Source organism: Candidatus Uhrbacteria bacterium (assembly GCA_016699205.1).
Lineage (GTDB): Bacteria > Patescibacteriota > Patescibacteriia > 2-12-FULL-60-25 > 2-12-FULL-60-25 > CAIXDN01.
Genome location: CP064964.1, coordinates 1,015,487 through 1,037,298, shown reverse-complemented (window position 1 = coordinate 1,037,298; position 21,812 = coordinate 1,015,487). Strand labels below are relative to the sequence as shown.

General features: G+C 50.6%; 26 protein-coding genes and 1 tRNA gene. 8 read left to right on the top strand and 19 right to left on the bottom strand.

What is annotated here, in order from left to right:
• Nucleotides 1-2: 2 nt before the first annotated feature.
• A complete protein-coding gene (locus tag IPH19_05305) occupies nucleotides 3-974 on the bottom strand; it encodes a hypothetical protein (protein QQR60790.1) in 972 nt (323 codons plus the stop codon).
• A gap of 85 nt (nucleotides 975-1,059) precedes the next feature.
• On the opposite strand from IPH19_05305, the gene IPH19_05300 reads away from it, so the two are divergent.
• A complete protein-coding gene (locus IPH19_05300; protein ID QQR60789.1) occupies nucleotides 1,060-1,512 on the top strand; it encodes a peroxiredoxin in 453 nt (150 codons plus the stop codon).
• Between the two features lie 29 nt (nucleotides 1,513-1,541).
• On the opposite strand, the gene IPH19_05295 is transcribed toward IPH19_05300, so the two are convergent.
• The 5 genes from IPH19_05295 to IPH19_05275 all read right to left on the bottom strand — a co-directional run bounded on the left by IPH19_05295 (nucleotide 1,542) and on the right by IPH19_05275 (nucleotide 5,385).
• Nucleotides 1,542-1,796, bottom strand: coding sequence for a glutathione S-transferase N-terminal domain-containing protein (locus tag IPH19_05295; protein ID QQR60788.1), 255 nt, complete (start codon nucleotides 1,794-1,796; stop codon nucleotides 1,542-1,544).
• A gap of 32 nt (nucleotides 1,797-1,828) precedes the next feature.
• Nucleotides 1,829-3,316: a leucyl aminopeptidase gene (locus IPH19_05290; protein QQR60787.1), complete on the bottom strand. Its 1,488-nt coding sequence runs from the start codon at nucleotides 3,314-3,316 to the stop codon at nucleotides 1,829-1,831.
• 63 nt (nucleotides 3,317-3,379) lie between these two features.
• Entirely contained in the window at nucleotides 3,380-4,216 is an 837-nt protein-coding gene (locus IPH19_05285) for an HAD family phosphatase (GenBank protein ID QQR60786.1), read from the bottom strand.
• 37 nt (nucleotides 4,217-4,253) lie between these two features.
• On the bottom strand, nucleotides 4,254-4,793 hold the full coding sequence (locus IPH19_05280) for a vitamin K epoxide reductase family protein (GenBank protein QQR60785.1): 540 nt from the start codon (nucleotides 4,791-4,793) through the stop codon (nucleotides 4,254-4,256).
• A 7-nt stretch (nucleotides 4,794-4,800) separates the two neighbouring features.
• A complete protein-coding gene (locus IPH19_05275) occupies nucleotides 4,801-5,385 on the bottom strand; it encodes a thermonuclease family protein (GenBank protein ID QQR60784.1) in 585 nt (194 codons plus the stop codon).
• A gap of 31 nt (nucleotides 5,386-5,416) precedes the next feature.
• On the opposite strand from IPH19_05275, the gene IPH19_05270 reads away from it, so the two are divergent.
• Nucleotides 5,417-6,316 carry a DUF4163 domain-containing protein gene (locus IPH19_05270; protein QQR60783.1) on the top strand — a complete coding sequence of 300 codons (900 nt, stop codon included), beginning with the start codon at nucleotides 5,417-5,419 and terminating at the stop codon, nucleotides 6,314-6,316.
• Nucleotides 6,317-6,349: 33 nt separating this feature from the next.
• Here IPH19_05270 and IPH19_05265 read toward each other — a convergent pair whose 3' ends face one another.
• The gene (locus IPH19_05265) at nucleotides 6,350-7,378 is read right to left on the bottom strand and encodes an AI-2E family transporter (GenBank protein QQR60782.1); all 1,029 of its coding nucleotides are present in this window, start codon (nucleotides 7,376-7,378) and stop codon (nucleotides 6,350-6,352) included.
• Nucleotides 7,379-7,539: 161 nt separating this feature from the next.
• Here IPH19_05265 and IPH19_05260 point away from each other — a divergent pair, with 161 nt between their 5' ends.
• Entirely contained in the window at nucleotides 7,540-8,919 is a 1,380-nt protein-coding gene (locus IPH19_05260) for a DEAD/DEAH box helicase (GenBank protein QQR60781.1), read from the top strand.
• A 38-nt stretch (nucleotides 8,920-8,957) separates the two neighbouring features.
• Here IPH19_05260 and IPH19_05255 read toward each other — a convergent pair whose 3' ends face one another.
• From IPH19_05255 to IPH19_05245, 3 genes are read right to left on the bottom strand one after another with little or no spacing between them, the layout of a single operon-like run.
• Complete coding sequence (locus tag IPH19_05255) at nucleotides 8,958-9,506, bottom strand: DUF45 domain-containing protein (GenBank protein ID QQR60780.1); 549 nt, start codon at nucleotides 9,504-9,506, stop codon at nucleotides 8,958-8,960.
• On the bottom strand, nucleotides 9,503-10,255 hold the full coding sequence (locus tag IPH19_05250) for an ABC transporter permease (GenBank protein QQR60779.1): 753 nt from the start codon (nucleotides 10,253-10,255) through the stop codon (nucleotides 9,503-9,505). Before IPH19_05250 ends, IPH19_05255 begins: the two co-directional genes overlap by 4 nt.
• A gap of 1 nt (nucleotide 10,256) precedes the next feature.
• Nucleotides 10,257-11,159 (bottom strand): ABC transporter ATP-binding protein, encoded by a 903-nt coding sequence (locus IPH19_05245; protein QQR60778.1) that lies wholly within the window; start codon nucleotides 11,157-11,159, stop codon nucleotides 10,257-10,259.
• 42 nt (nucleotides 11,160-11,201) lie between these two features.
• Here IPH19_05245 and IPH19_05240 point away from each other — a divergent pair, with 42 nt between their 5' ends.
• A complete protein-coding gene (locus tag IPH19_05240) occupies nucleotides 11,202-11,822 on the top strand; it encodes a hypothetical protein (protein ID QQR60777.1) in 621 nt (206 codons plus the stop codon).
• 3 nt (nucleotides 11,823-11,825) lie between these two features.
• On the opposite strand, the gene IPH19_05235 is transcribed toward IPH19_05240, so the two are convergent.
• From IPH19_05235 to IPH19_05200, 8 genes are all read right to left on the bottom strand, one after another.
• Nucleotides 11,826-12,032, bottom strand: a complete 207-nt coding sequence (locus tag IPH19_05235; GenBank protein ID QQR60776.1) for a hypothetical protein — start codon at nucleotides 12,030-12,032, stop codon at nucleotides 11,826-11,828.
• Between the two features lie 62 nt (nucleotides 12,033-12,094).
• Nucleotides 12,095-12,168 (bottom strand) — tRNA-Gln (locus IPH19_05230).
• Between the two features lie 35 nt (nucleotides 12,169-12,203).
• Nucleotides 12,204-13,919, bottom strand: a complete 1,716-nt coding sequence (locus tag IPH19_05225) for a hypothetical protein (protein ID QQR60775.1) — start codon at nucleotides 13,917-13,919, stop codon at nucleotides 12,204-12,206.
• Entirely contained in the window at nucleotides 13,916-14,086 is a 171-nt protein-coding gene (locus IPH19_05220; protein ID QQR60774.1) for a hypothetical protein, read from the bottom strand. Before IPH19_05220 ends, IPH19_05225 begins: the two co-directional genes overlap by 4 nt.
• Before the next feature lie 21 nt (nucleotides 14,087-14,107).
• Nucleotides 14,108-14,458, bottom strand: a complete 351-nt coding sequence (locus IPH19_05215; protein ID QQR60773.1) for a hypothetical protein — start codon at nucleotides 14,456-14,458, stop codon at nucleotides 14,108-14,110.
• Nucleotide 14,459: 1 nt separating this feature from the next.
• Nucleotides 14,460-15,365, bottom strand: coding sequence for a hypothetical protein (locus tag IPH19_05210; protein ID QQR60772.1), 906 nt, complete (start codon nucleotides 15,363-15,365; stop codon nucleotides 14,460-14,462).
• Between the two features lie 2 nt (nucleotides 15,366-15,367).
• A complete protein-coding gene (gene ftsE / locus IPH19_05205) occupies nucleotides 15,368-16,054 on the bottom strand; it encodes a cell division ATP-binding protein FtsE (GenBank protein ID QQR60771.1) in 687 nt (228 codons plus the stop codon).
• A 21-nt stretch (nucleotides 16,055-16,075) separates the two neighbouring features.
• Nucleotides 16,076-17,218 (bottom strand): NADP-dependent malic enzyme, encoded by a 1,143-nt coding sequence (locus IPH19_05200; protein ID QQR60770.1) that lies wholly within the window; start codon nucleotides 17,216-17,218, stop codon nucleotides 16,076-16,078.
• 39 nt (nucleotides 17,219-17,257) lie between these two features.
• On the opposite strand from IPH19_05200, the gene IPH19_05195 reads away from it, so the two are divergent.
• The 4 genes from IPH19_05195 to IPH19_05180 all read left to right on the top strand — a co-directional run bounded on the left by IPH19_05195 (nucleotide 17,258) and on the right by IPH19_05180 (nucleotide 20,549).
• Complete coding sequence (locus IPH19_05195) at nucleotides 17,258-17,551, top strand: hypothetical protein (protein QQR60769.1); 294 nt, start codon at nucleotides 17,258-17,260, stop codon at nucleotides 17,549-17,551.
• Nucleotides 17,552-17,626: 75 nt separating this feature from the next.
• Nucleotides 17,627-18,727 carry a hypothetical protein gene (locus IPH19_05190; protein ID QQR60768.1) on the top strand — a complete coding sequence of 367 codons (1,101 nt, stop codon included), beginning with the start codon at nucleotides 17,627-17,629 and terminating at the stop codon, nucleotides 18,725-18,727.
• Nucleotides 18,728-18,755: 28 nt separating this feature from the next.
• Nucleotides 18,756-19,202 (top strand): hypothetical protein, encoded by a 447-nt coding sequence (locus IPH19_05185; GenBank protein QQR60767.1) that lies wholly within the window; start codon nucleotides 18,756-18,758, stop codon nucleotides 19,200-19,202.
• 24 nt (nucleotides 19,203-19,226) lie between these two features.
• Entirely contained in the window at nucleotides 19,227-20,549 is a 1,323-nt protein-coding gene (locus tag IPH19_05180; GenBank protein QQR60766.1) for a hypothetical protein, read from the top strand.
• Here IPH19_05180 and IPH19_05175 read toward each other — a convergent pair.
• Nucleotides 20,539-21,786 (bottom strand): PQQ-dependent sugar dehydrogenase, encoded by a 1,248-nt coding sequence (locus tag IPH19_05175; protein ID QQR60765.1) that lies wholly within the window; start codon nucleotides 21,784-21,786, stop codon nucleotides 20,539-20,541. The genes IPH19_05180 and IPH19_05175 overlap by 11 nt on opposite strands.
• Between the last annotated feature and the right edge of the window lie 26 nt (nucleotides 21,787-21,812).

The window sequence follows — 21,812 nt, the reverse complement described above, 5'->3', positions numbered from 1 at the left end:
TTTTAGCGCTTGAGCTGGATATTGGAGATCTCGTATCCGTACATCTTGTCGAGCAAGGCAACATTTCCGCCAATCGCATCGCTCGCACTCGCTGCAAGCGGATTCATCGTCACTTTGAGAATCATCGGGTTCTGCGCGCTGTTCAAGATGATCACTTCACCAAACCAATTCTTCGCTTTGATCGCCGAGACCATGACCGTTCGTCCATTCACTTCTAGCGGATACTCGATAAAATCCGGCTCTGCCTCAAGCAATGTCAGATCCTGAAACTGGCCATCCTCATTTGCTTGCTTACGTAGGCGATCCAGCGTCGTTTTCAAATCAGCAACATTTTTAGCAGCCTGATTTGCTTCCGCATCAAAAACACCAAGATTCAAAATCGTGTGGCGCGTGCGCACCAATTCCATAAACGCATCTTCTGAAAGCCAGATGCCGCTCTTCTCATTCATCAAACTATTCAAACCAGGGCTCCAGTATGCAGGAAGATAAGCGCTATGCGGCGTCTTCAAAGAAACATCCATGACCGTTCCACTCGCCGTTACGCGCTCCATCTGGGGAACAGGAGGCACCGCAACCTTCTCTCCGATTCCACGAGGATTCTGTTCCAAGTCGCGCTCATAGGCAGCTCGTGCATCAAGCGAAGCCTTGGTTTCTTTTTCCGTCGTCACGCTCCAAGAAAAATTTGCAAAGTTCGCTGGCGCAAAACGCGTAATCGTCACCATACGTACGCCATCCTTGCTTCCGAGCAAATCAGGAAGAAAGGCACCGAATCCAAAAACCGTTTGTCGCACTTCAAATGTATCGCCAGGCAAGAACTGAATAGCCTTCGCCGCCTCAAGCGGCGTTCCGCTAAGTGCAACGGTAGAAGTCGATGCAGGCGCAAAACGCTCCACTAACGGCAAGGTGCGCCAATCGCAGCCAGCACCCATAAGGGCGACCAAGGCAAAACCGGCTAACAATCGGGAAAAGCGCATAGATGACGGGTATCTTTTCTTGAAAACAGCCGATCGTCAAACTCCATGACAGTTCTCCGTTTTTCCGGCATACTATCTCCTACCTATGGGAAAAACTCCGAGCATCGGCAGCAAGGCTCCAGCCTTCTCATTGAAGGACCAAAACGGTAACATCGTTGCATTGGAATCAGCTTTGTCCACAGGCCCGGTTGTCCTCATTTTTTACCCTGGCGACCAAACTCCGGGCTGCACCATTCAGCTCTGTGCCATCCGCGATGACTGGAACGATTTTGAAAAAGCTGGCATCCAGGTCTTTGGAATCAATCCCGCAGACATGAGCTCTCACGCCGCCTTCAGCAATAAACACGAATTCCCCTTCCCGCTCTTGGTCGATGAAGGCCGCAAAATCGCAAAAGCATACGACGCCGAACAAGACTTGCTCATCGCCAAAATTGTCAGACGTACCGTTGTCGGTATCAATCAAGAAGGCCGCATCATCTACTATCGCCAAGGACTTCCGCGAACAAACGAGATCCTTAAAGCATTCAAAGAAGCTTAAAAAAACATCCCCGAACGGGGATGTTTTTTTTAAGCCGCGACTTTTGCTTTTGACTTGGTCGCGAGCGCCTCTTCGATCGCCGACTTATTCCATCCAACAATAATTTGTCCATTGATCTCGAGCACCGGCACGCCCATTTGTCCGGACTTCTTCACCATCTCCTGAGCGGAGTCAGAATTAGCAGCAACATCAATATCCTCAAAAGCGATATTTTTTTCCTTCAGATAATCTTTTGCCAATTTGCAGTAAGGGCAAGTCGGGGTCGAATACACTTTGACAGTCATATATTTATTTTCGATCCCAGTATACCACGCTCTTACAGACCCTGTAGATATCTCATCAATAATCGAACACCGAAACCGGTTCCACCGGGGGGCGAATCCGGACGCAACTCACGTTCCGCGTAAGCTGGTCCGGCAATATCGAGATGTACCCAAGGCGTATCGCCGACAAAACGCTTCAAGAACATTGCACCAGCAATAGCCCCCGCTTGACCTCGTGAGCCAATATTCTTGAGATGGGCGATTCTCGACTTCACATGCTCTTCATAAGAAGGATGCATCGGCAATTCCCACAAAGGCTCGCCGGTCTGTTTTCCGTAACCAATAAGTTTATCCACAAGCTTTCGATCATTTCCCATCGCACCAGCAATCTCTTCTCCCAGCGCAACGATACAAGCACCTGTCAGCGTCGCTAAATCGATAATAGCGTCCGGTTCAAGCGTCTTCGCATAAGCCAGCGCATCAGCAAGCGTCACACGTCCTTCTGCATCCGTATTTAAAATCTCGATCGTCGTTCCATCCATCGCCGTCACCACATCGCCAGGTCGATACGCGCTTCCCGACGGCATATTCTCGACCGCGAAAAAAATTCCATGAACCTCCGCATCAACTTCGATGTTAGCGAGCGCACGAAATAATCCGATAACCGTTGCACCGCCAGCCATATCCATCTTCATCGTCATCATTCCATCTGCCGGCTTAATCGAAAGTCCACCAGAATCAAACGTCACAGCCTTTCCAACAATCACAATCTTACGCTTCGCTTTTCCCGACGGCGTATAAATCAAGTGCACGCCTTTCGGTTCATGCAGCGAGCCTTGTGCAACAGAAAGAACCGCCCCCATTCCCATGCGCTCCATTCTCGACTTGTCGAGATGTTTTATTTTAATTCGTTTGGACAAACGCGCGACCTCATCAGCCGCATCCGCCATATGCTGCGGCGCCATATCCATGGAAGGCGTATTCACGAGATCGCGCGTCAGATGCACGCCGGCTGCAAGCGACTCGGCCTCCTCCAATCCGCGCTGCATCGCGGTCGCGATAAGCGTGTTATCGACAAAAACACCCACCGATTTAGCTGCATTCTTGCGATGCTTTTCTTTATGTTCCGGATGATACGCATGAAAAACATAACCGCCGAGCCTCAATCCCTCCATAAACGCGCGCATCGCATCGCGGCCAGAAACTCCAAGAGACGCAACCGATTCCCAAGACACGGCAACATTCTTGGCCTTTGCCTCTTTGATGCGCTTAGCCAATTGTCCGCCTAATCGTCGATAAGAATCTTCCTCAATCCCACGCTTATCCCCCATTCCCAGAAAAGCGATCTTTGTCGATTTCTCACCATTGAGCATTGGGACGCAAAGCCACTCGCCAGCTCCGCCCTCAAAACCTTCCTGCTCGGCAAAAGCAGCAATAGATCGATCCACCAGCTTAGCCAAGGATTGCTTGCGTAAAACCGGATACACCAAAAGATCAAAGCCTTTGGCTGGCGCAAGTCCTTTCTCGATAAAAATCTGCATATAAAACGAGCCTAGGCTCCCGTACAGAAACGAACAAGGCCCCCGAGTTTCGGGGGCCTTGGATTAGGGCCATTTGGTATCGTAGGCGCACATGGGGCCGAGTCGGCTCTTGAGCTCCTCGGCGACGTCCTTGGGCAGCATGTCCTCGAGCGTGCACTCGCAGGCGCGCGGCCGAGAACGCTGATCGGGATAGAACTTCTCGATACGGAGACGGTTCTTGCGTTCCGTCACCATACCGATGTTGCGGCTCCACTCGCTCGACGACTCGCGTACGAGCTTCTCGAGCTCGCGCGTCGCGTTGAAAGCGATCGGATAACGGACGCTCTGCAGCATACCGAAGTCATTGACCGTGTCGCCGATGGCGATCGAGCGCTCCGGAGACGCGCCGTACTCGGCGAGCAGCTTCTTGGCGATGTCGTGCTTGTTGTTCTCGCCCGGCCAATAGGCCACGCCGCCGGTGTAGATACCGTTCTCGCGCGCATACTCGGTACCGATCACGCGGTCGTAGCCATGAGCTTGGCCGAAGATCTCGACCGTCTCCTGGTTGGAACCGCTGACACCGATCACCTTGTACTTGCACGCGTGCAGCGACTTCATGAGCTCGCGCATGAAGACGTAGACATTCGCACCGATCTCCTCGATCATCTGGCGTGCGACATCGCGAACCGCATCCACCGGAAGCCCTTTGAAGGCCTCCGAGACCTCGCGCCAATGCGCGTCGGTCAGCTGCGGGTAGTCGAGATCACGGCGCTTCCAAGCATCGTAGAACACGCGGCTCTTGGCAAAGGCTGAAGCCTCGACCAGACCGCTCGAGATCAGATGATCCGCGAGCGAGACCTCGAGCGTTTTGCGGAAATGCGTTCCATCCAAATCACACAAAGCGACATCCGTCGTCGTCATTTTTCCTCCAATCAAAAGGACCGAGCCGAAACTTGCCCTAATGCGCGATCCGCGTCAACCACCAAAACAAACCAGCGGCCAAAGGTGCATAAACCAGAAACATCACCAAATACGCTCGCATTTCTCTGAACGATGACATTTCATGATGCCGTTCAGGCCGATCTAAAATCGCCAATCCGCCAATGAAAAAGGCTGCCGCCCCAGACATCAAACACCACAGACAAAACGCTTCGATAACGAGCGCCTGAACAAGAATGAGATATACGGATTCAAAAACACCAAACGCAGCCAAAAAATAGGAAAGCTGGCGCAGCCTAAGTGCATGCGCCTGCGTCGCAGATCGAGTCACCAGCAAACAAAAAATCATTCCGTAAAAAAGTAAACCAAGCGCAGGACGAGGAATCAAACCAAACACATACGCATAACCGGATGCTCGCACCGCGTCGCATCCGGATTGAGCCGCACCACATACAATCGGTCCGCCCGTCAGATAAACATCAAGTAAGTAAGCCGACGCAAATGCGCCAACCAGCGCGGTAGCTCCCATTCCGATTCTTGCAATTGGTGGTGAAGGCATTCTCATATTATTTGGAACATGTTTCAGGATTCCATAAACCGCGCTGCGCTTCTTTTGCTTCACGTTCTAACACAGTCAGCTGTGCTTTTCGCGTTTTATCCAAAGGAAAAGATAGATAAGCATTCGCGTAACCTTCGCTAATCAATGTCGCGTTCAAATCTTTTCCATCAGCCAGAATAACATTCCGTAGCAATCTTCCATACTTATCAACTTCATCGGCTTTTGGATCGGCGACAAGTCGAATACGTTTCCCATCAACAAGCGACGCCGTGAATTTGGATGCTTCTTTTCCAAAACACTCAACCGGACGTCTCGGATCAACCGATTCCGGAGTATCTACGCCAAGCAATCGCACTTTTACCTTATCCGCAGATCCATCAAGCTGTACCTCAATCGTATCTCCATCAACCGCACGTATCGCCAAAGCATTCGTCGATGTAACCGCAAGCTCAGGCTCCTCGACCACCACCTCTTCCTGAATATCCGGAGCAATATCGGCAGGGAGTTCTGCAGAGTCGACCCGGAGCCACGCCAAGGCCACCAGACCCAAAATAAAGGTCGTCAGAAACTTGAGCCACTTCTTGCGAGACATCCGGCCTATCATATATTAAGATGCGCCACATATGAAACACGCACGCCTCGGCTTACTAGCCCTCCCCCTCCTTTTGGCTGCTGGCTGCCAAATTCCACAGTTACCGGGAATGAAAACTGACACACCTTCCACAACCATTAATAAGAGCGATTGGCCCGGCGCTCCAAGTATCGCCGCCTACACCTTCTCCGACAAATGGTCCGACAACTCCGTCGACCGCTGCCAATTTGTCTTCACCTATCCGGAATTAACCAAGCCGCACACATGGACGCCAGAAGAACAACCGAGTAATCCGGTACTCGATCGTGCCAACAAAGAAATCATGCGCGCCTACGGACTCATCTCCGCCACCGGAACCATTGCCTTGAATCCGGAAGAAGTCAGCGCAGAATTCATGGAGATGTGCCGATCGGACATCGAGAGCATGACGCAAGAGCTTGGACCGGAATCGGTGGAACACATGATGTACGTCGATGACTCGACCTTCACCGTCCACATGCTCAACGCCGATTACGCGAGCCTCACCATCGAAACGTACCAATACACGGGAGGCGCGCACGGCAACCCAGGCATTCAAGCCGTAACACTCGATCTTGCAACCGGCCAACGTCTCACGCTTGGAGACGTGATCAAGAACGATCAACTGCAAGCCGTCATGAAAGCAGCGTACGTCGATATTCTCAAGGATTACGAAGAAGCCTTGTTCGAAGAAGCCCGCACGGAAATCAACGGCATCGTAAATAACACAACAGCCATGCCGGAAGCAGAGCAGCGCGAGAAATTCGGAACAGCTACCAATTTCTTTCTCGCCGGCGAAGGCATCATGTTCTTCTGGAATGCATATGAAATCACTCCGTATGTTGCCGGCCAGCCAATGGCTTTCCTACCTTGGTCCGAGTTGGAAGGAAAGCTACTGATCAAGCAGCCATAATCAATAAAAAACATCCGCCGAAGCGGATGTTTTTTATTCCTGATCGCTGCGCAAAATCACCATGCGATAAATATCAAAGACGGCAAAAAGCAAACTCACAATCATCGGACCGAGCAAGAATCCCATCGGTCCAAAAAGGGAAATACCGCCCAACACGCCAAACAAAACCCACATCGGATGAATATTTGCACCGCGTCCAACAAGATAAGGACCAAGCATGTTATCAATTAAGCCGACAGCTAAACCGCCCCAAATCGCCAGTCCAAGAGCCGGCCAAGTTTGACCTGTAACCAATAGCGTAATAATTCCCGGAATAAGCACCAAACTCGTACCAACGCCCGGCACCAAAGCACAAACAGCAGCAATACTTCCCCAGAGCGCTGGGTTCGGCACCCCAAAAATCCAAAAACCAATTCCCGTGAGCGCTCCTTGAATGACGGCGATAAGCAGCTGCCCTTTAATGACAGAATTAACGGCAGCGGTGAGACGAGCCATAATAACAAGATCATGGCGATCCTGCAGAGGAGAGAGCCTCATGAACGATTCTGTAAAGCGTTTTCCATCGCGTAAAAAATAGAACAAGGCAACGATACCCAAAAACAAGTCAAGCAGAATATTAGCCGTCCCAGAAAATATTGGTCCGAGATTCTGCGTCAGCCAGCCCAATGCACGCTCAACACCTGAATCAAGCGAGAGATCAAGCGTCGGAAACCAAATACGAACAGGCGCAAGCACGACGTCCTCAATCGTATGAAGATAAACATCGCGATTCATGCGGATCTCCTGATAGAGCTCCCCGGCTTCACGGACGATCTGCGTCCCCATCAATCCGACAGGAATAAGCAAAAGGACCACGAAAACAAGAATAGTCGTAACCGCAGCAAGTCCGGAGCGGCCGCGTAACAAACCCGTTAAACGTAAATAAAAAGGGCGTAAAGCGACAGCCGCCATGGCAGAAACAGCCAATACAACCAAGTACGGCTGGAAGACCATGAAAGCCAGGATCAAAATCCCCGCTAACATCGCATAAAAAAAGATCTGTTGTAAACGAGTAGCTTGCATGAATAGTAGGATAGCAGGTTTGACAACTTAGCCAAAATAAGGTATTCTTGCGACCTCAATCGAAAAGGATGTTCCGAACATGCTCGGGACCCCATGATTCGTGCCAGGCAAGCGTCACATGAAGTGACCGTCAGGAAGCGGGTCCCGATTGACACATTGTAATGTCACCACAAACCCAAGCGACTGGGACCGGTTTTCACGGTCTCGGCATCGCACCAAAACTGCTTGAATCTCTGGAAAAAAATGGCTACGACCAGCCGACGCCACTCCAGGCCAAGTCCATTCCGATCGCCATCGAAGGAAAAGATGTTATCGGCATCGCGCAGACAGGTACCGGCAAAACGCTTGCTTTTGGTATCCCGATGATCCAGCGCCTCGCCATCACCAAGGGACGCGGTCTCGTCATTTTGCCGACGCGCGAACTCGCTCTTCAGGTTGAAGAGTCTTTTGCCAAACTCGGCCGCCACCTCAATCTCCGCACCGCGGTCTTGATCGGAGGTGCCTCGATGAAGATGCAGCTCAACATGCTCTATCGCAAGCCGCATATCATTATCGGTACCCCAGGACGTTTGAACGATCACATCGAACAGCGCACCCTGAAGCTCGATGATGTCCGCACGCTTGTTCTCGATGAAGCCGACCGCATGCTCGACATGGGATTTGAACCGCAGATCCGCCGCATCATCCAGGCCGTCCCTAAAGATCGCCAGACGATGTTGTTCTCGGCCACCATGCCAAGTGAAATCATCGGCATGGCCAACAGCTACATGAAGACTCCGGTCCGTGTAGAAGTCGCCGCCGCCGGCACCGCCGCAGAAAAAGTTGATCAAGAAATCTTCTTTGTCTCGCGCGATGAAAAAGCCCGCTTGCTTGAAAAATTACTCGGAGAATATCGCGGCACCGTCCTCGTCTTCTCGCGCACCAAGCATGGCGCCAGCAAAATCGCCCGCCTTGTCCGCTCGATGGGTCACGCTTCCGCAGAAATCCACTCCGACCGCTCGTTGGCCCAGCGACGCCGCGCTCTCGATGGATTCAAGTCCGGTGAATATCGCGTACTCATTGCTACCGACATCGCCGCCCGCGGTATCGACGTCAAAAACATCGAGCTCGTTATCAACTACGATCTTCCAGATGTTGCAGAAGACTATGTTCACCGCATCGGCCGTACCGGACGCGCTGGCGCATCGGGTAAAGCGATTTCCTTTGCCATGTTTGACCAGCGCAGCGATGTAAAAGCGATTGAACGCATTCTCCGCAAAGCCCTGCCCGTCGGTCGCCTTCCGGAACTTCCTCCGGCCCGCGCCATGCCAGCCGCTTCACGCGAGTACGAGCCGCAGCGCCCAGCCTATGGCCAAAAGCGCTCCTTTGGCTCCAACTCCGGCTACGGTGCCCGCTCGGAACGCTCCAGCGGCTACTCCAATGCCCGCCGCGACGACCGCTTCATCAAGCGCGGAGTCTCAAACCACTCCTCGGCCAAGCCAGCACGCGGCTTTGACATCCAAGCTCCGTCCGGCAAACGCCAGCCGCGCATCCACACCTAATCGATCAAATCAAAACCCGTCGCAAGACGGGTTTTGTGTTATCCAAGTGTTCCATTTCCCGCCTTGCGCAATGCGAGACGCCGCTTCTTCCAATCGGGAATCGCACGCTCCACCTCCATCCAGAACGCTTTTGAGTGATTGAAGACCGCCAAATGACACAACTCATGCACGATGACGTAATCAGCAAGCTCTTGCGGCAAATGAATCAGCTTATAATTAAAATTTAATCGACCTTGCCGGGAGCAACTCCCCCACAAATGCCGATGATTCTTCACGGACACTCCCGTGAAGCGATGCTGATATATTTTATTGAAGTGACTAATACGATCTTCTATCATCCGCAACGCTTCCTTTTTATAGACTCGATAATCCTCAGGATCGCGCTTGGCTAACAAGCCAGGCTGCCAAGCACTCATCTTGGCCACAGCCTGCACGATCCACTCCTGTTTACGCATCAAATATCTCTCAATCTCCCCCACTGGCATCATCAACCCCGTAGAAACCAAAATACGTCCGCCAGGATGAACGCTCACCCGGATAGAACGCTGACCTCTCCGACGTTTCAATTCGTATGGAATCGGCGTCATGCTTTCAAGCTTTTCTGCGTGACAAAATGCATCGCAACTCCCGCAATCAATGTTGCTCCGATGACGATACCAAAAGAAAGCATCGGCGATGCATCGGAGTAACCCGTTGCAGAAAATCGCACCAAATTCACAACATGATGCATCGGATTAAATTGGGAAATCGTCGCCCAAATACCCGGTAGCTGCGCGATCGGATAAAACACGCCGGCCAAAAAGATCATCGGCTGTAACACGAAGCTCGTCACAAAGGTAAGCGCTTCAAAATTCTTGGCGCGCATTCCAAAAATAACGCCGAGAAACCCAAACAAGAGACCCGTGGAAACCAAGGCAAGAAGCAGCAAAAGCGGATGGGCGATGGAACGCAGCGGCACAAACCATATGGTCGCCGTAATACCAACAGCGAGCGTAATCAAACCGCGCGTAAGTGCCGCCATCGAGTAAGCCAATCCGATACGCCAAGGAGCGATCGGCGCCATTTGCAAATCAATCAGTGTCCCCATATTTCTCGCGATAACCAAGGCAAAGGCCGGATTCGAGAAACTCGAGTTCACCATCGTCATCGTCAGCAATCCCGTATAAACAAATGCGAGATATTCAATACCTCCAACCTGCTGCCCGGAAGAGACCACACCAAACACAGCCAAATACAAACCCATGGAAACAATCGGTGTAAACAATGTATCCATCCAAAGCTTACGGAAACGCATGAGTTCCCGCGCATACACAGCCCACATGTAAGTCAGATTCATATTAACCTTTGGTTACTTCCAAAAAGACCTGCTCAAGCGAAACAGCTTCTGTACGAATCGATTTCAAATTTCCACCGTAAAAGTTTGTCAGCGCATGCACATCTGCCTCCAAGTCTTTCATCGGATATCGATACTCCGTCCCTTCAACGATCACACCCGGTAAATGTTCGACATCACGTTTGAACAACTCAAAAGAAATCATATTACGCGATGACTCGCGCAATAACTCCTTCACCGAGCCCCCTTTAATAATCCGCCCATGATTAATCAAGGTCACATTCTCGCAAAGCTGCTCGGCCTCTTCCAAGTAATGCGTCGTAAACAAAATCGTTGTCCCCTCTTTATTTAATCGACGCACCAATTCCCAAATTTTTTGTCTTAGCGCGACATCAACACCGGCCGTAGGCTCATCAAGAATCAAAAGCTTTGGCTTATGCATGATCGCTTTTGCAATCATCAACCGGCGCTTCATACCGCCCGACAAGCTACGAGCGCGTTCATCAGCCTTATCAATCAAATCGAGATCTTTAAGCGCATTCTCGATACGTGGTCCGCGCTCGGCTGCTGGCACGCCATACATACCCGCAAAAAACCAAAGCACTTCTCGTACCGTAAAAGCCATCTCGATGACGACTTCCTGCGGAACAATACCGATCAGCTGTTTGGATCGCTCGGACTCTTTCATGACATCCACACCCTCGATCAAAATCGATCCGGAATCAGGAGCCATCACGCCGCTAATCAAGTTGATCAACGTCGACTTACCTGCTCCATTTGGACCAAGCAATCCATGAATCGTTCCGGCCTTGATCTCCAGAGAAACATCATTCAAGGCTTGAAAATCGGCACCTGTCTGTAGTTTAAAGGTTTTTCCGATGTGATTGACAGATAAGGCTGGAACCATAGTTCCAAGAGCCTACATCCGATGTATACTCGGGGCAATTCTATGGAACGCAAACCCGCATCGCTGCCTCCAGCCGCCTTTGCCGGCATCACAGGAATTCTCATCCTGATCGTCATCGGTATGCTTTGGCAAAATGCTCAAAATCGCCCCGACATTCGAGGTGACTGGGTCAGCGGTGGATGTGAACAGCTCGTTTCATCTACTGGCGACCAAGCCTCAACCAAACGCCGTCTCCAACTCACGCCAAACAACTGGGTCCTGGAACAGACATTCTTTTCTGATGCGATATGTGAAAAGAAAGCCTATAGCTTACAAACAGTTGGTGTTTATGAAATCGGTGATCCATCCGAGGAAGTTGAAGGCGCCTCACACGCAGAATTCATCCGCAAAGAACTCCACCTAACAGCATTCTCGATGGAGACAGCCCAAGTATTTGAACAATATCGATGCGGCAACACAACCTGGGAACCCGACGTCACAACCGTCATCAATAAAACCGGCTGCACCGGACTCACGCCAAGCATCAATGACTGCCCATCGGAATTCAATCTCGTAAAACACGATGGCGATAAACTCACGCTTGGCGATCGATTAGAATCTCTTTGCGAGCGTGGCGAATGGCCAAAACGATTGGATGCGGTATCTCTGCAAAAATCAAATTAAACCTTAGGCAAACTTCTCCCAAAAATCAACGTGTTCTTCCGTATAATCTTCCGGCCCCATAGATGTCCCCGCGTAACACGCGATGCATGTCGTAAACAACTCACCCGCTTTAAATTCTTGAACAAAGCTACAAGGCACGCATAAATACATTCCGTCTTCCGGAACAACATCGCCGATTTTGTACAAGGTCTTGATTAGAATCATCGTCACAAAATCAATCCTAACCCACTTCCACCAAACACAAAACCCGCGCCTTTCGACGCGGGTTTTGATGGCTCGGGGACTTGGGATCGAACCAAGATTCACAGCTTCAAAGGCTGCTGTCCTACCATTAGACGATCCCCGAATGTGGCCCAAGGGTACGTGAAAACCGCCGATTCGTCAATCGGCCTCCTCTGCCAAAAGAACCGATACACGGCGGGCAACATCGGCATCAATTCCGCGCGAGCCTGTCATCGTTTCATGATAGCGCCTCGCTGCATCGACATGTTCAGGACTCGCCATTTTCAATGAGGAAACGTAATCCTGAATCTGCGCATCCAAAATATGGCGATCATCCGAGTAATCCGCCGTCGGATCAAAGCTCTCGAGCGTTTCCAAAATAGCAATGAGATACCGATACGCTGGCGCATCGACAACCGATAATCCGGATTCAATTTCCCGAATAGCAGCTCGTTGCGCCATATCGATCTCGCGTTCCAATTCCCGTCCGCGCTCATAGGCCGCCGTGCTCATCAAGCCGCGATCATAGGCGCTCGTAAAATACGTATCACCGGTTCCCGCTCTCCAAGCCACATCTTCAAGAGACGATGCGGACGACGCTTCCATTGAGCGCTCCATCGCATCCTCCAAAAGATGTCTTGCGCTTTCCAGCGGCACTCCAGTAATCCGCATACGAATCTGCTCATTCTGCATTTCACGCGACATCTCCATCACGATATCGCGTCTCGCTGCTGAAGCCGCACGCCAATCAAAATCCGGCTCATACACCTGGATAACTTCACGCACAAGCCGCACATCATCAAGCACGGCGCGATTGAGTCGAGCCGTTTCCTTTTCCGACATCTCAGGCCGGCGCGCATATTCTTCGACAAGCTTAGATACCGTCGTCACTTCCCACTCCGCGCTATCCATATCGCTGGTTGGGGCATTCTCAAACACCGCCTGCGTAAACTCGGCGTAATACTCGATAATCCGATTAACCAGCTGCGTACGCGCATCATCATTCTGGATTTCTTCTACATACGAGAAAAACAAACGCGTCTCCGGATTACGTACATGCGATGCCATCTGATGAAGCATGCGCAGACGGGTTGCAGGATCAAGCGCCTCCAAATTCGTCCAATCAATGGAATGCGCAAGCTCATGTGTCAGCACCTGACGGAAAGTCTCTTGAACGCGCAAATGCCCCCGATCATCAAGCATGGCGCCAAATATCGTGATCTGAGATTCATCAGCACCAGCCGCGATCGAGCAAGAACCAGCTGTCTCCCGGCCTGCACTCAAATGATAATCCTCACGAACCGCGCGATGCTCTGGAGTAAATCGAATCGAGTCGACATTTCCCTCTGCCGTCATGAAACGAGGAAAGCCCTCTTCCAAATAATTCGTGATCGATTCATGAGAAACGCCAAGCTCGGCAAATCCCTCAACAGTAGCCACCGGTTCATGCCGAATCTCCTCTCGACGTCGTTCGCGAGCCGCACGCTCACGATCGCTACGCTCCATTGGAATCATCTCAGCCACGCGCTCGGCTCCGATCCACGTATTCAAATCCCCACGAACTTCCTCCAACGGTCTATCGCCCGCAAATGAATCCGGAGAAAGCGGCGCTTCTTCAAAAGAATCAACGGCTGCACGGCTTCTCGTGAAATACTCGTATCCTAAAACGCCATTCGCGGACATTCCTGCTCCCAAAATCACCATTCCTAACTGCTTGCCTTTTGGCGTATCCAAAAACCGCTTCATCGCCATCAAAACCCCTTTACGTTCACGTTTGGCGCCTTCATGTCGCGCCTCCTCCACGTGCAAAGAATAGAGACTCTCATCCAAGAACATGGGCGCCTGTTTTGGCGCTTCTAAAAATCTCTCCTTCATACCTTGGTTTTTTCCTGTTCAAACGCATGCAGCAAATGCTTTGAAACAGCCGTTTTCAATTTAGCCAACGTCTCTTGCGTTTTAGCACGCTCAACATGTGAAGCGCGTTCCGCGGTCTCAAGCAATTCCTGCCAAGCGGTCAGACGTGAAACCGGCGTTCTCAGCATCGCGAGCAAAAAACGAAAACGCTAAGCCGGCTCAAGCGGAAGTCTGAGCAAACGTTCCCACATTGGTAAAATCGAGTCGTCGATGTCGTACGCATGAAAACCATGCGTCGCAATCCAACGATGCACAGCCTTCAAGAAAGCCGCATCGCGTGAAGCGACATATTCCCGATACGTAATAAATTCACATGAACCATCATCGCCGTGTTTGGCGATTCCTTTGTAAAAAGGGACTCCGCGCGTCTGCCACTGTAAAACATGACCGCCAACAGCCTTCTCGCCAGCCTGCGTTAAAACAAAATGACGCAAAGCACCTTCCTTGGTCACCAATTCTCCAAGATATGCCGCTTGTCGATCAAAGAGCAGTGTCACCATATTAACGGCGAATATACCGCCCTACCGCCATCCATGACACGAGCGCCGACAAAACAAGCAAACCACCCAACTGGAATGCAACGAGCTGGAATCCATTGTGAATGAAGAAAGCAGAAAGCCCAGGATCGCGGCCATCAAATACCGTCAGCAATCGCGGCTCAAGCAGCTTAACAACCGACCATACGCCAACCGCCGTTAAAAATGCCGAGAGTAACGCCATCCAAATTCCCTCGAGTACAAATGGCAGCTTGATATAAGATGCGCTCGCTCCAACCAAACGCATAATTGCGATCTCTTCACGCTGCGTATAAATCGCCACACGAATGGCGTTGAAAGCAGCGAGTAAGCCAAAGAAAGCAAAGATCGCTACGAGCGCTGAGGCAAACAAACGAATCTGTGCTCCCGCGTCCTGAATCTTGGCAATCGCTTCTCGATGATCGTCAAATGACGAGCTTCTAATAAATGGAGCGTACTGCGGATTACGGATTGCCTCGAGCAAAAAAGGATAATCCTCCGGATGCTTTGCTTTGATCACCAGCTGCGCCCCCAGCGGATTCGCCGCCAATTCATTCAACGCTTCAAGAATTTTCGGATTATTTTTATTACGATCCTTGAATGCTTCCAACGCCTCCGCCGGAGTGATCAGCCTCGCTTCAGCTGTTTGCGGCAAGGAAACCACATAAAAACGAGCCTGCGACAACAAAGCTTCCGGCGCATCAGAATTAAACGTAACGGTAACGTCGACCTTCTGTTCCAACAAAGTCACCACTTCCTCAATAACCGCGTTCACGCCAAGAAGAACATTCACCGAGAGCAGAGCGATCGTGAAAACAAACACCGTTGCAATACCAATCCAGAGATTGCGTGCAAAGTGCTTCCAACTCGCGACAAAGATTCTCCAAGCCATCGTCATACGGTCAACATGTATTTACCGTGCTTCTGATCCGATACAACCTTCCCGTCCTTCAATGTTATCACTCGCCGACGCAGCGCATTCACCACTTCGCGATTATGCGTCACGAGCACCACCGTGGTTCCAAAAGCATTAATCTTCACGAGCAAGTCCATAATGTCCTGCGTATTCAATGTATCAAGGTTTCCCGTGGGCTCATCGGCTAGCAATACTTTGGGTCGATGCACCAATGCTCTCGCGATAACCACGCGCTGCTGCTCGCCTCCCGATAATTGCCGCGGAAATCGATTAAACTTTTCATCCAAACCCACAATATTCAAAACCTGCGGAACAATATCGTGAATCACTCTGCTCTTAACTCCCGCAACCTCCAGTGCAAATGAAACATTTTCGTACACCGTCTTTTTTGGTAATAATTTATAATCCTGAAAAATCACGCCGATCTGCCGACGCAGCTCCGGAATCTCCCGTGCTTTGATACGGGTAATATCCCAACCACCGATCTCGATACGACCCTTCGTCGGCTGCTCCTCCGCCATCAATAGTTTGGCGAGCGTCGTTTTTCCGGCACCGCTCTGACCCACAATAGAGACGAATTCACCAGCCGGAATATGCAAAGAAACATCGTCCAAACCGATAGAATCCGAACCATACGCTTTTGAAACACCTTCAAGAACGATCATACGGCACAGTATAGCAGAAATTTAACCCTTGATGCTCTTTGCCACGAGCTCATGCAAACCAGGCTGAAAAATCGATGGAATAATCGCATCAGGAGTCGGATTTGGCAGTGAGTCGGCGATCGCCTGGGCTGCACGTAGCTTGATCTCCGATGTCACTTTTTTCACTCCGCTATCCAGCATTCCGCGAAACAAACCCGGGTAGCACAAAGCATTGTTTACTTGATTGGCAAAATCGCTTCTCCCGGTCGCTAATACAGCCACACCGGCCAAGGCCGCCGTCTCCGGATCGATTTCCGGCACCGGGTTCGCAAGTGCAAACACAATCGGGCTCGTTGCCATCGACTTCACGATCTCTACGGTAAACGCCCCGGCCGCTGATACGCCGATCAACACATCCGCGCCAACGGCAACCTCCGACAAGCTACCCGTTCGCTTATTCAAATTCGTAAATGCCGCCACTTCTTTCTTCTCATCATTCAATCCCTCACGTCCATCATAAATAGCACCTTGTCGATCACACATCACAATATCCTTCACTCCGGCATCAACCAATAAACGCGCAATCGCGATTCCTGCCGCACCAGCCCCATTCAAAACAACACGAATCGACTCCATCGACTTACCGACAACCTTCAGCGAATTCATCAAACCAGCCAGCGCAACAATCGCTGTTCCATGCTGATCATCATGCATCACCGGCATGTCCAATCGCTCCATCAATTTACGTTCGATCTCAAAACAACGCGGCGCAGAAACATCTTCCATTTGAATCGCTCCAAACGATGAGGCGATGTGCGCCACCGTCTCGACAAACGCATCCACATCTTTTGTATCGATCAAAATCGGAATCGCATCAATGCCGGAAAAACGCTTAAAGATCGCCGACTTGCCTTCAAGCACCGGTAGTACTGACAAGTGTCCGATGTCGCCAAAGCCAAGTACGGCAGAACCATCAGAAACAATCGCGACAGTATTCCGACGCCATGTATATCGATCAACAGAAGCTGGATCAGCCGCAATCGCCTGAGACACGGCTCCGACACCCGGCGAGTAAACCAACGTAAGATCTTCTTTTGTCTCGATCGTGCAGGTTGGTTCAATACGAATCTTTCCCCGCAGTTTCTCATGCAATTCCAATGCCAATCGCTTGACGTCTTGAGCCATAGGTGCACATGATCACCCTGCGTGGAGGAATTGACAAGCATGAATGAACACATCCTCAACGTAGAGGCCGTCATCAAACATGGCGAGGAAGACGTAGAGATCGCCGAGAAAACCTGGCCCTTGGCTATCCCGACAAACACCCGCCTCGTCGCCATACTCACCAACGCGTTCTTTTGGGGCGACTCGTCGCTCAATGTCGCTATAGATATTACAGAGCGCCCGCGATACGAGATGTATCTAGAGCAGTTCTGGAATGGAAAATGGTCCTCCATCCGCATGTTCTATCTTCCAAAGGATAAACTCGAACTCTGCCAAAAAAAATACAGCCCCTGATCCCCGATCCGATACACATCGAGTCGGGGACTGTTTTTTGGACAAAAAGCTCTAACTTTACTACAGTAACTCCATATGAATAACGACCTGCAACTCTTCGTAAAAGAAGGCTTGGAAAAAGGACTTTCCCGAGAAAAATTGGCTCACGCGCTCGGCTCCGCAGGTTGGCCGGACGATGAGGTAAGAACGGCTATCGATGCTTATGCCGATATTGATTTCCCGATTGCCGTCCCAAAGCGCAAACCCTATCTCTCGGCACGCGAGGCATTCATGTACCTCGTCATGTTCCTCACGCTGTACATCAGCGCAATCAGTCTTGGAACCAACTTGTTTCAATTTGTAAACCGCTGGCTGCCAGACGCCGTCGAGTACTCGTACATTTACGAATCAACAACATCCGTAATCCGCTCCGCAACCGCAGCCCTCATCATCACCTTCCCGATTTTCTACTGGATCTCGCGCATGCTTCGCCAAGCCATCGCCCGTGACCCGGAAAAGCGTTCATCCAAAGTCCGCAAGTGGCTCACCTATGTCACGCTCTTTGTTGCCGCCGGCGTTATCATCGGCGATTTGATCACGCTCGTCACCTACTTCTTGAGCGGCGAAATCACCACACGCTTCCTCTTGAAAGTCATCATTGTTCTAGCGATTGCCGGCTCCATCTTTGGCTACTATCTTTGGGATTTGCGTGGGGAAGAAAAAGAGATTCCTCGCAACTGGAAAGCCTATCCTGCTGGATTGAAAGCCTTTATCTCGGTCGTCGTAGCGATCGTCACTGTCGTTTCGGTTTCCGGTCTATGGATCGCCGGCTCCCCTTCTGCCGAGCGTGCACGCCGCTTTGATGATCGCCGCATCTCGGAACTGCAATCCATTTCCTACGCGGTCGATAACTACTGGAGCCTTAACAAGGCCCTTCCAAAAGATCTTGAAACACTGCAAGCAACCCGCGATGCATACGTCGGCTCCATTGTTGATCCGGAAACAAGCGAGAAATATGAATACACCCTGACCGACTCCGACAGCTACTCGCTCTGCGCGACATTCGGCACGGTCACAAACAGCACTGAACCAACCAACTATAATCCGTCCACTTCCAAATTCTGGGAGCATGGTACCGGACGCACCTGCTACCAAATCGACGTTCGCAAACCGACATCGCCCGATGTACTGAAGTAACGGCTAACTGAAACCTGACACCCGCCCTATGCATCAGGAGTTCGTCTCTCTCACCCTTCCAAAACGCGAGCTAGAAGAATTCCATCGCGGAATGCTTCTACGTTATGTCGCGGAAAGCCTTGTTCGACGCGAGCAAGGTCTTGAGGAAGCAGCATACCCAGAATCAATTTCCAAGCTGGAAGAGGTGCTCGGCATCTCGGAAGAACGCGCCCATGCCATGCTCCATGAAATGGAAGATGAGCTTTGGAATTACGCCTGGTACGTCTATACCGATGAATGGGCCTGGCATCGAGCCAAGAACGAAACCTTGAAAGAACTCGGTAATAAATCGACGAGTCTAAAAAAAGACGCGCTCGACCGCATGGTCGAGGAACGCTACGAAAAACATTTCGAATCCTATATCAAGGAAATCGACATGAAAGAAGAATCAGAAGAACCCGAGCCTAGAAAATCCAGGGAATCCAAAAAGAAATAAAATACGTGTGGTAGAATATGACTCATGCACAACAAGGCATGGGTCATTTCTGTAAACATGGGCTATGGCCATGAACGCGCGGCCTTTGGCCTTGAGGACTTGGCATATGGCGACATCATCACGGCAAACAACTATCCCGGCATTCCAGAATCGGAAAAAAAACAGTGGGTCGCATCACGCCAGCTCTACGAGCAAATCTCAAGACTGCAGCCATTACCCGTCATCGGACCAATGGCTTTTGGGGTCATGGACCGTTTTCAACGTATTCCGGACTTCTATCCGCGCCGCGATCTAAGCCGCTCAACGATCCAGCTCAATCAAATCTATCGCTCGATTAAAAACGGATTGGGCAAACATCTCGTTGAAAAACTCTCCAAGCGCAAACTCCCATTCGTTTCAACATTCTTTCTCCCGGCATTCGCTGCCGAGTATTACGGCTATCCTGGCGATATCTACATCGTGACATGCGACACGGACATTTCCCGTGCTTGGGTGCCGGTTGACCCCAAAAAATCACGCATCAAATATTTTGCCTCCAATGGCCGTGTCGTTGAACGCTTAAAGCTCTATGGAGTCCGTGAAGAAAATATTTTTCTCACCGGATTTCCACTACCAAAAGGAAATATCGGCGGATCTGATGCTTCCATCGTTAAAAGCGATCTTGCCGCGCGTATCTGCAATCTTGACCCCAAAGGCATCTTTATCCAAAAGTATGCCAAGATTCTTCATGATGAACTCGGTCCACAACTTTGCCAATTCAAAAAAAAGCATCCCCTCACGCTCACATTTACGGTCGGCGGCGCCGGAGCGCAGCACAAACTCGGCATCGAGCTCATGCAGAGCCTTAAAACTCGACTCATCCGGAATGAGATTCGTCTCAACCTAGAAGCTGGTACACGAGAAAACCTTGCAAAAGAATTCAAAAAGGCCGCCATCGACCTTGGGATGAAAAAAACGATTGAACGCAGCCTACATATCCACTGGTACTCCGATCGCCCGAGCTATTTCCGAAGTTTTGCCAAAACCCTCCGTACAACAGACATTCTTTGGACCAAACCCAGTGAACTCTCTTTTTACGCAGGGCTCGGGCTGCCGATTATCATGGCTCCGCCCATCGGCTCACAAGAAGATTTCAACAAAAAATGGCTGGAAACCGTAAATGCCGGCACTCCACAGCTCGATCCAAAATACGCCAATGAATGGCTCTTTGATTGGGTCGATTCCGGCGGTCTCGCGCGTTTTGCCTGGAACGGCTACATCGAAGCTCCAACTCACGGCGCCTATCGCATCGATAGCGTTATCACGGGAGAAAAGATGGATTTAGCAGAACTTCCGCTTATCGTTTAGGCGGCGTCACACGATATACCAAACCTGCACGATCATCGGAGATGAACAATGTCCCGTTGTTATCGAATTTCAAATCAACAGGACGGCCAAGCACGCTCGCATCATCCAACCAACCAGAAATAAAATCTTCATCCTTCACGACATTGCCATTAGCATCAAGGACAAATCGACGCACCTTATAACCCGTCGGCTCCGATCGATTCCAAGAGCCGTGGAAGACTACAAGCAGGTTACCTTCATATTCCTTAGGCCAACCTTTACCCGTAGGGATAAACGCGAGACCGAGCGGTGCGGAATGGGCTGGTAAATCGATCTTACTCGGCATTTCAAATGGCTCCATGCAGGGATTACGGATATACGTATTCTTATCAAACTGCGTATCGTGAATATTTTGTCCGTAACACGTCGGCCAACCGTAATTCTTTTCCGCTTCAAGAACATTGATCTCATCCGGAGGCAATTCATCGCCAAGAAAATCCCGGCCCATTTCCGTTACCCAAATCTTTCCATCAGGCCCGTACGTCATAAAGACAGCATTACGCAACCCCTGCGCGTAAGGCTTCATTTCAGAACCATTCCAGATCTGCACCGTTCCATGCCGTGCATCTTTTTCATTACAGACATCGCAAGATGAACCGATGGAAAGATAAATATCGCTTTCAGACGGGACATCTTTACGTAGGATGGTGCGTGTGAAATGCCGTCCTCCTGACGGCAGCGACGTCAGCTTGGTTTTATTCATGAGCTTCCCTTCAGCACTCAACTCATAACGTGAAAGCTGCTGCAATTCCGCGACATACACAAATCGCAAGTTTCCGGTGGTACGCAATGCCAGTCCATGAGGCTTATTTAAGCCGCGGGCCAATTCTTCTACACGTTCCGCAATCCCATTTTTATCGGCATCGACCAATCGGACAATCTTACCGGCAGTTGTAAGACTAACAATCAATGCATCACCAACATCCAAAACCACGCGGGCACCAGGCGTGTTCTTTGCAAACACATTCATTGAGAATCCGTCCGGCAATTTCAAAGGTAATCCCGTCTCATTCTTCCCAGGCTGCATCTCCCCTACATCATTTGTCGATGAAGATGTCGTGGGAGTCGCCTCACCAAGATCGATCGGCGGCGGTATCAAAGTCGGAACCAAACCTCGATATGGCCATGCCGCATAGAGAAATCCTCCAAACGCCACAATCACGATAACGGCAAAACCCAGGAACAATCGATATTTCATAGATCGATCATACCAAAAAGAGCCCA

Bases quoted from the DNA above. Each gene is read 5' to 3' on its own strand.
- IPH19_05260 (QQR60781.1), top strand. From the start codon at position 7,540: ATGTCACCACAAACCCAAGCGACTGGGACCGGTTTTCACGGTCTCGGC.
- IPH19_05280 (QQR60785.1), bottom strand. From the start codon at position 4,793: ATGCCTTCACCACCAATTGCAAGAATCGGAATGGGAGCTACCGCGCTG.
- IPH19_05275 (QQR60784.1), bottom strand. From the start codon at position 5,385: ATGTCTCGCAAGAAGTGGCTCAAGTTTCTGACGACCTTTATTTTGGGT.
- IPH19_05190 (QQR60768.1), top strand. From the start codon at position 17,627: ATGAATAACGACCTGCAACTCTTCGTAAAAGAAGGCTTGGAAAAAGGA.
- IPH19_05195 (QQR60769.1), top strand. From the start codon at position 17,258: ATGAATGAACACATCCTCAACGTAGAGGCCGTCATCAAACATGGCGAG.
- IPH19_05225 (QQR60775.1), bottom strand. From the start codon at position 13,919: ATGAAGGAGAGATTTTTAGAAGCGCCAAAACAGGCGCCCATGTTCTTG.
- IPH19_05220 (QQR60774.1), bottom strand. From the start codon at position 14,086: ATGCTGAGAACGCCGGTTTCACGTCTGACCGCTTGGCAGGAATTGCTT.
- IPH19_05290 (QQR60787.1), bottom strand. From the start codon at position 3,316: ATGCAGATTTTTATCGAGAAAGGACTTGCGCCAGCCAAAGGCTTTGAT.
- ftsE (QQR60771.1), bottom strand. From the start codon at position 16,054: ATGATCGTTCTTGAAGGTGTTTCAAAAGCGTATGGTTCGGATTCTATC.
- IPH19_05245 (QQR60778.1), bottom strand. From the start codon at position 11,159: ATGGTTCCAGCCTTATCTGTCAATCACATCGGAAAAACCTTTAAACTA.
- IPH19_05215 (QQR60773.1), bottom strand. From the start codon at position 14,458: ATGGTGACACTGCTCTTTGATCGACAAGCGGCATATCTTGGAGAATTG.
- IPH19_05175 (QQR60765.1), bottom strand. From the start codon at position 21,786: ATGAAATATCGATTGTTCCTGGGTTTTGCCGTTATCGTGATTGTGGCG.
- IPH19_05300 (QQR60789.1), top strand. From the start codon at position 1,060: ATGGGAAAAACTCCGAGCATCGGCAGCAAGGCTCCAGCCTTCTCATTG.
- IPH19_05295 (QQR60788.1), bottom strand. From the start codon at position 1,796: ATGACTGTCAAAGTGTATTCGACCCCGACTTGCCCTTACTGCAAATTG.
- IPH19_05185 (QQR60767.1), top strand. From the start codon at position 18,756: ATGCATCAGGAGTTCGTCTCTCTCACCCTTCCAAAACGCGAGCTAGAA.
- IPH19_05265 (QQR60782.1), bottom strand. From the start codon at position 7,378: ATGCAAGCTACTCGTTTACAACAGATCTTTTTTTATGCGATGTTAGCG.
- IPH19_05200 (QQR60770.1), bottom strand. From the start codon at position 17,218: ATGGCTCAAGACGTCAAGCGATTGGCATTGGAATTGCATGAGAAACTG.
- IPH19_05285 (QQR60786.1), bottom strand. From the start codon at position 4,216: ATGACGACGACGGATGTCGCTTTGTGTGATTTGGATGGAACGCATTTC.
- IPH19_05180 (QQR60766.1), top strand. From the start codon at position 19,227: ATGCACAACAAGGCATGGGTCATTTCTGTAAACATGGGCTATGGCCAT.
- IPH19_05250 (QQR60779.1), bottom strand. From the start codon at position 10,255: ATGAATCTGACTTACATGTGGGCTGTGTATGCGCGGGAACTCATGCGT.
- IPH19_05210 (QQR60772.1), bottom strand. From the start codon at position 15,365: ATGGCTTGGAGAATCTTTGTCGCGAGTTGGAAGCACTTTGCACGCAAT.
- IPH19_05240 (QQR60777.1), top strand. From the start codon at position 11,202: ATGGAACGCAAACCCGCATCGCTGCCTCCAGCCGCCTTTGCCGGCATC.
- IPH19_05270 (QQR60783.1), top strand. From the start codon at position 5,417: ATGAAACACGCACGCCTCGGCTTACTAGCCCTCCCCCTCCTTTTGGCT.
- IPH19_05305 (QQR60790.1), bottom strand. From the start codon at position 974: ATGCGCTTTTCCCGATTGTTAGCCGGTTTTGCCTTGGTCGCCCTTATG.
- IPH19_05255 (QQR60780.1), bottom strand. From the start codon at position 9,506: ATGACGCCGATTCCATACGAATTGAAACGTCGGAGAGGTCAGCGTTCT.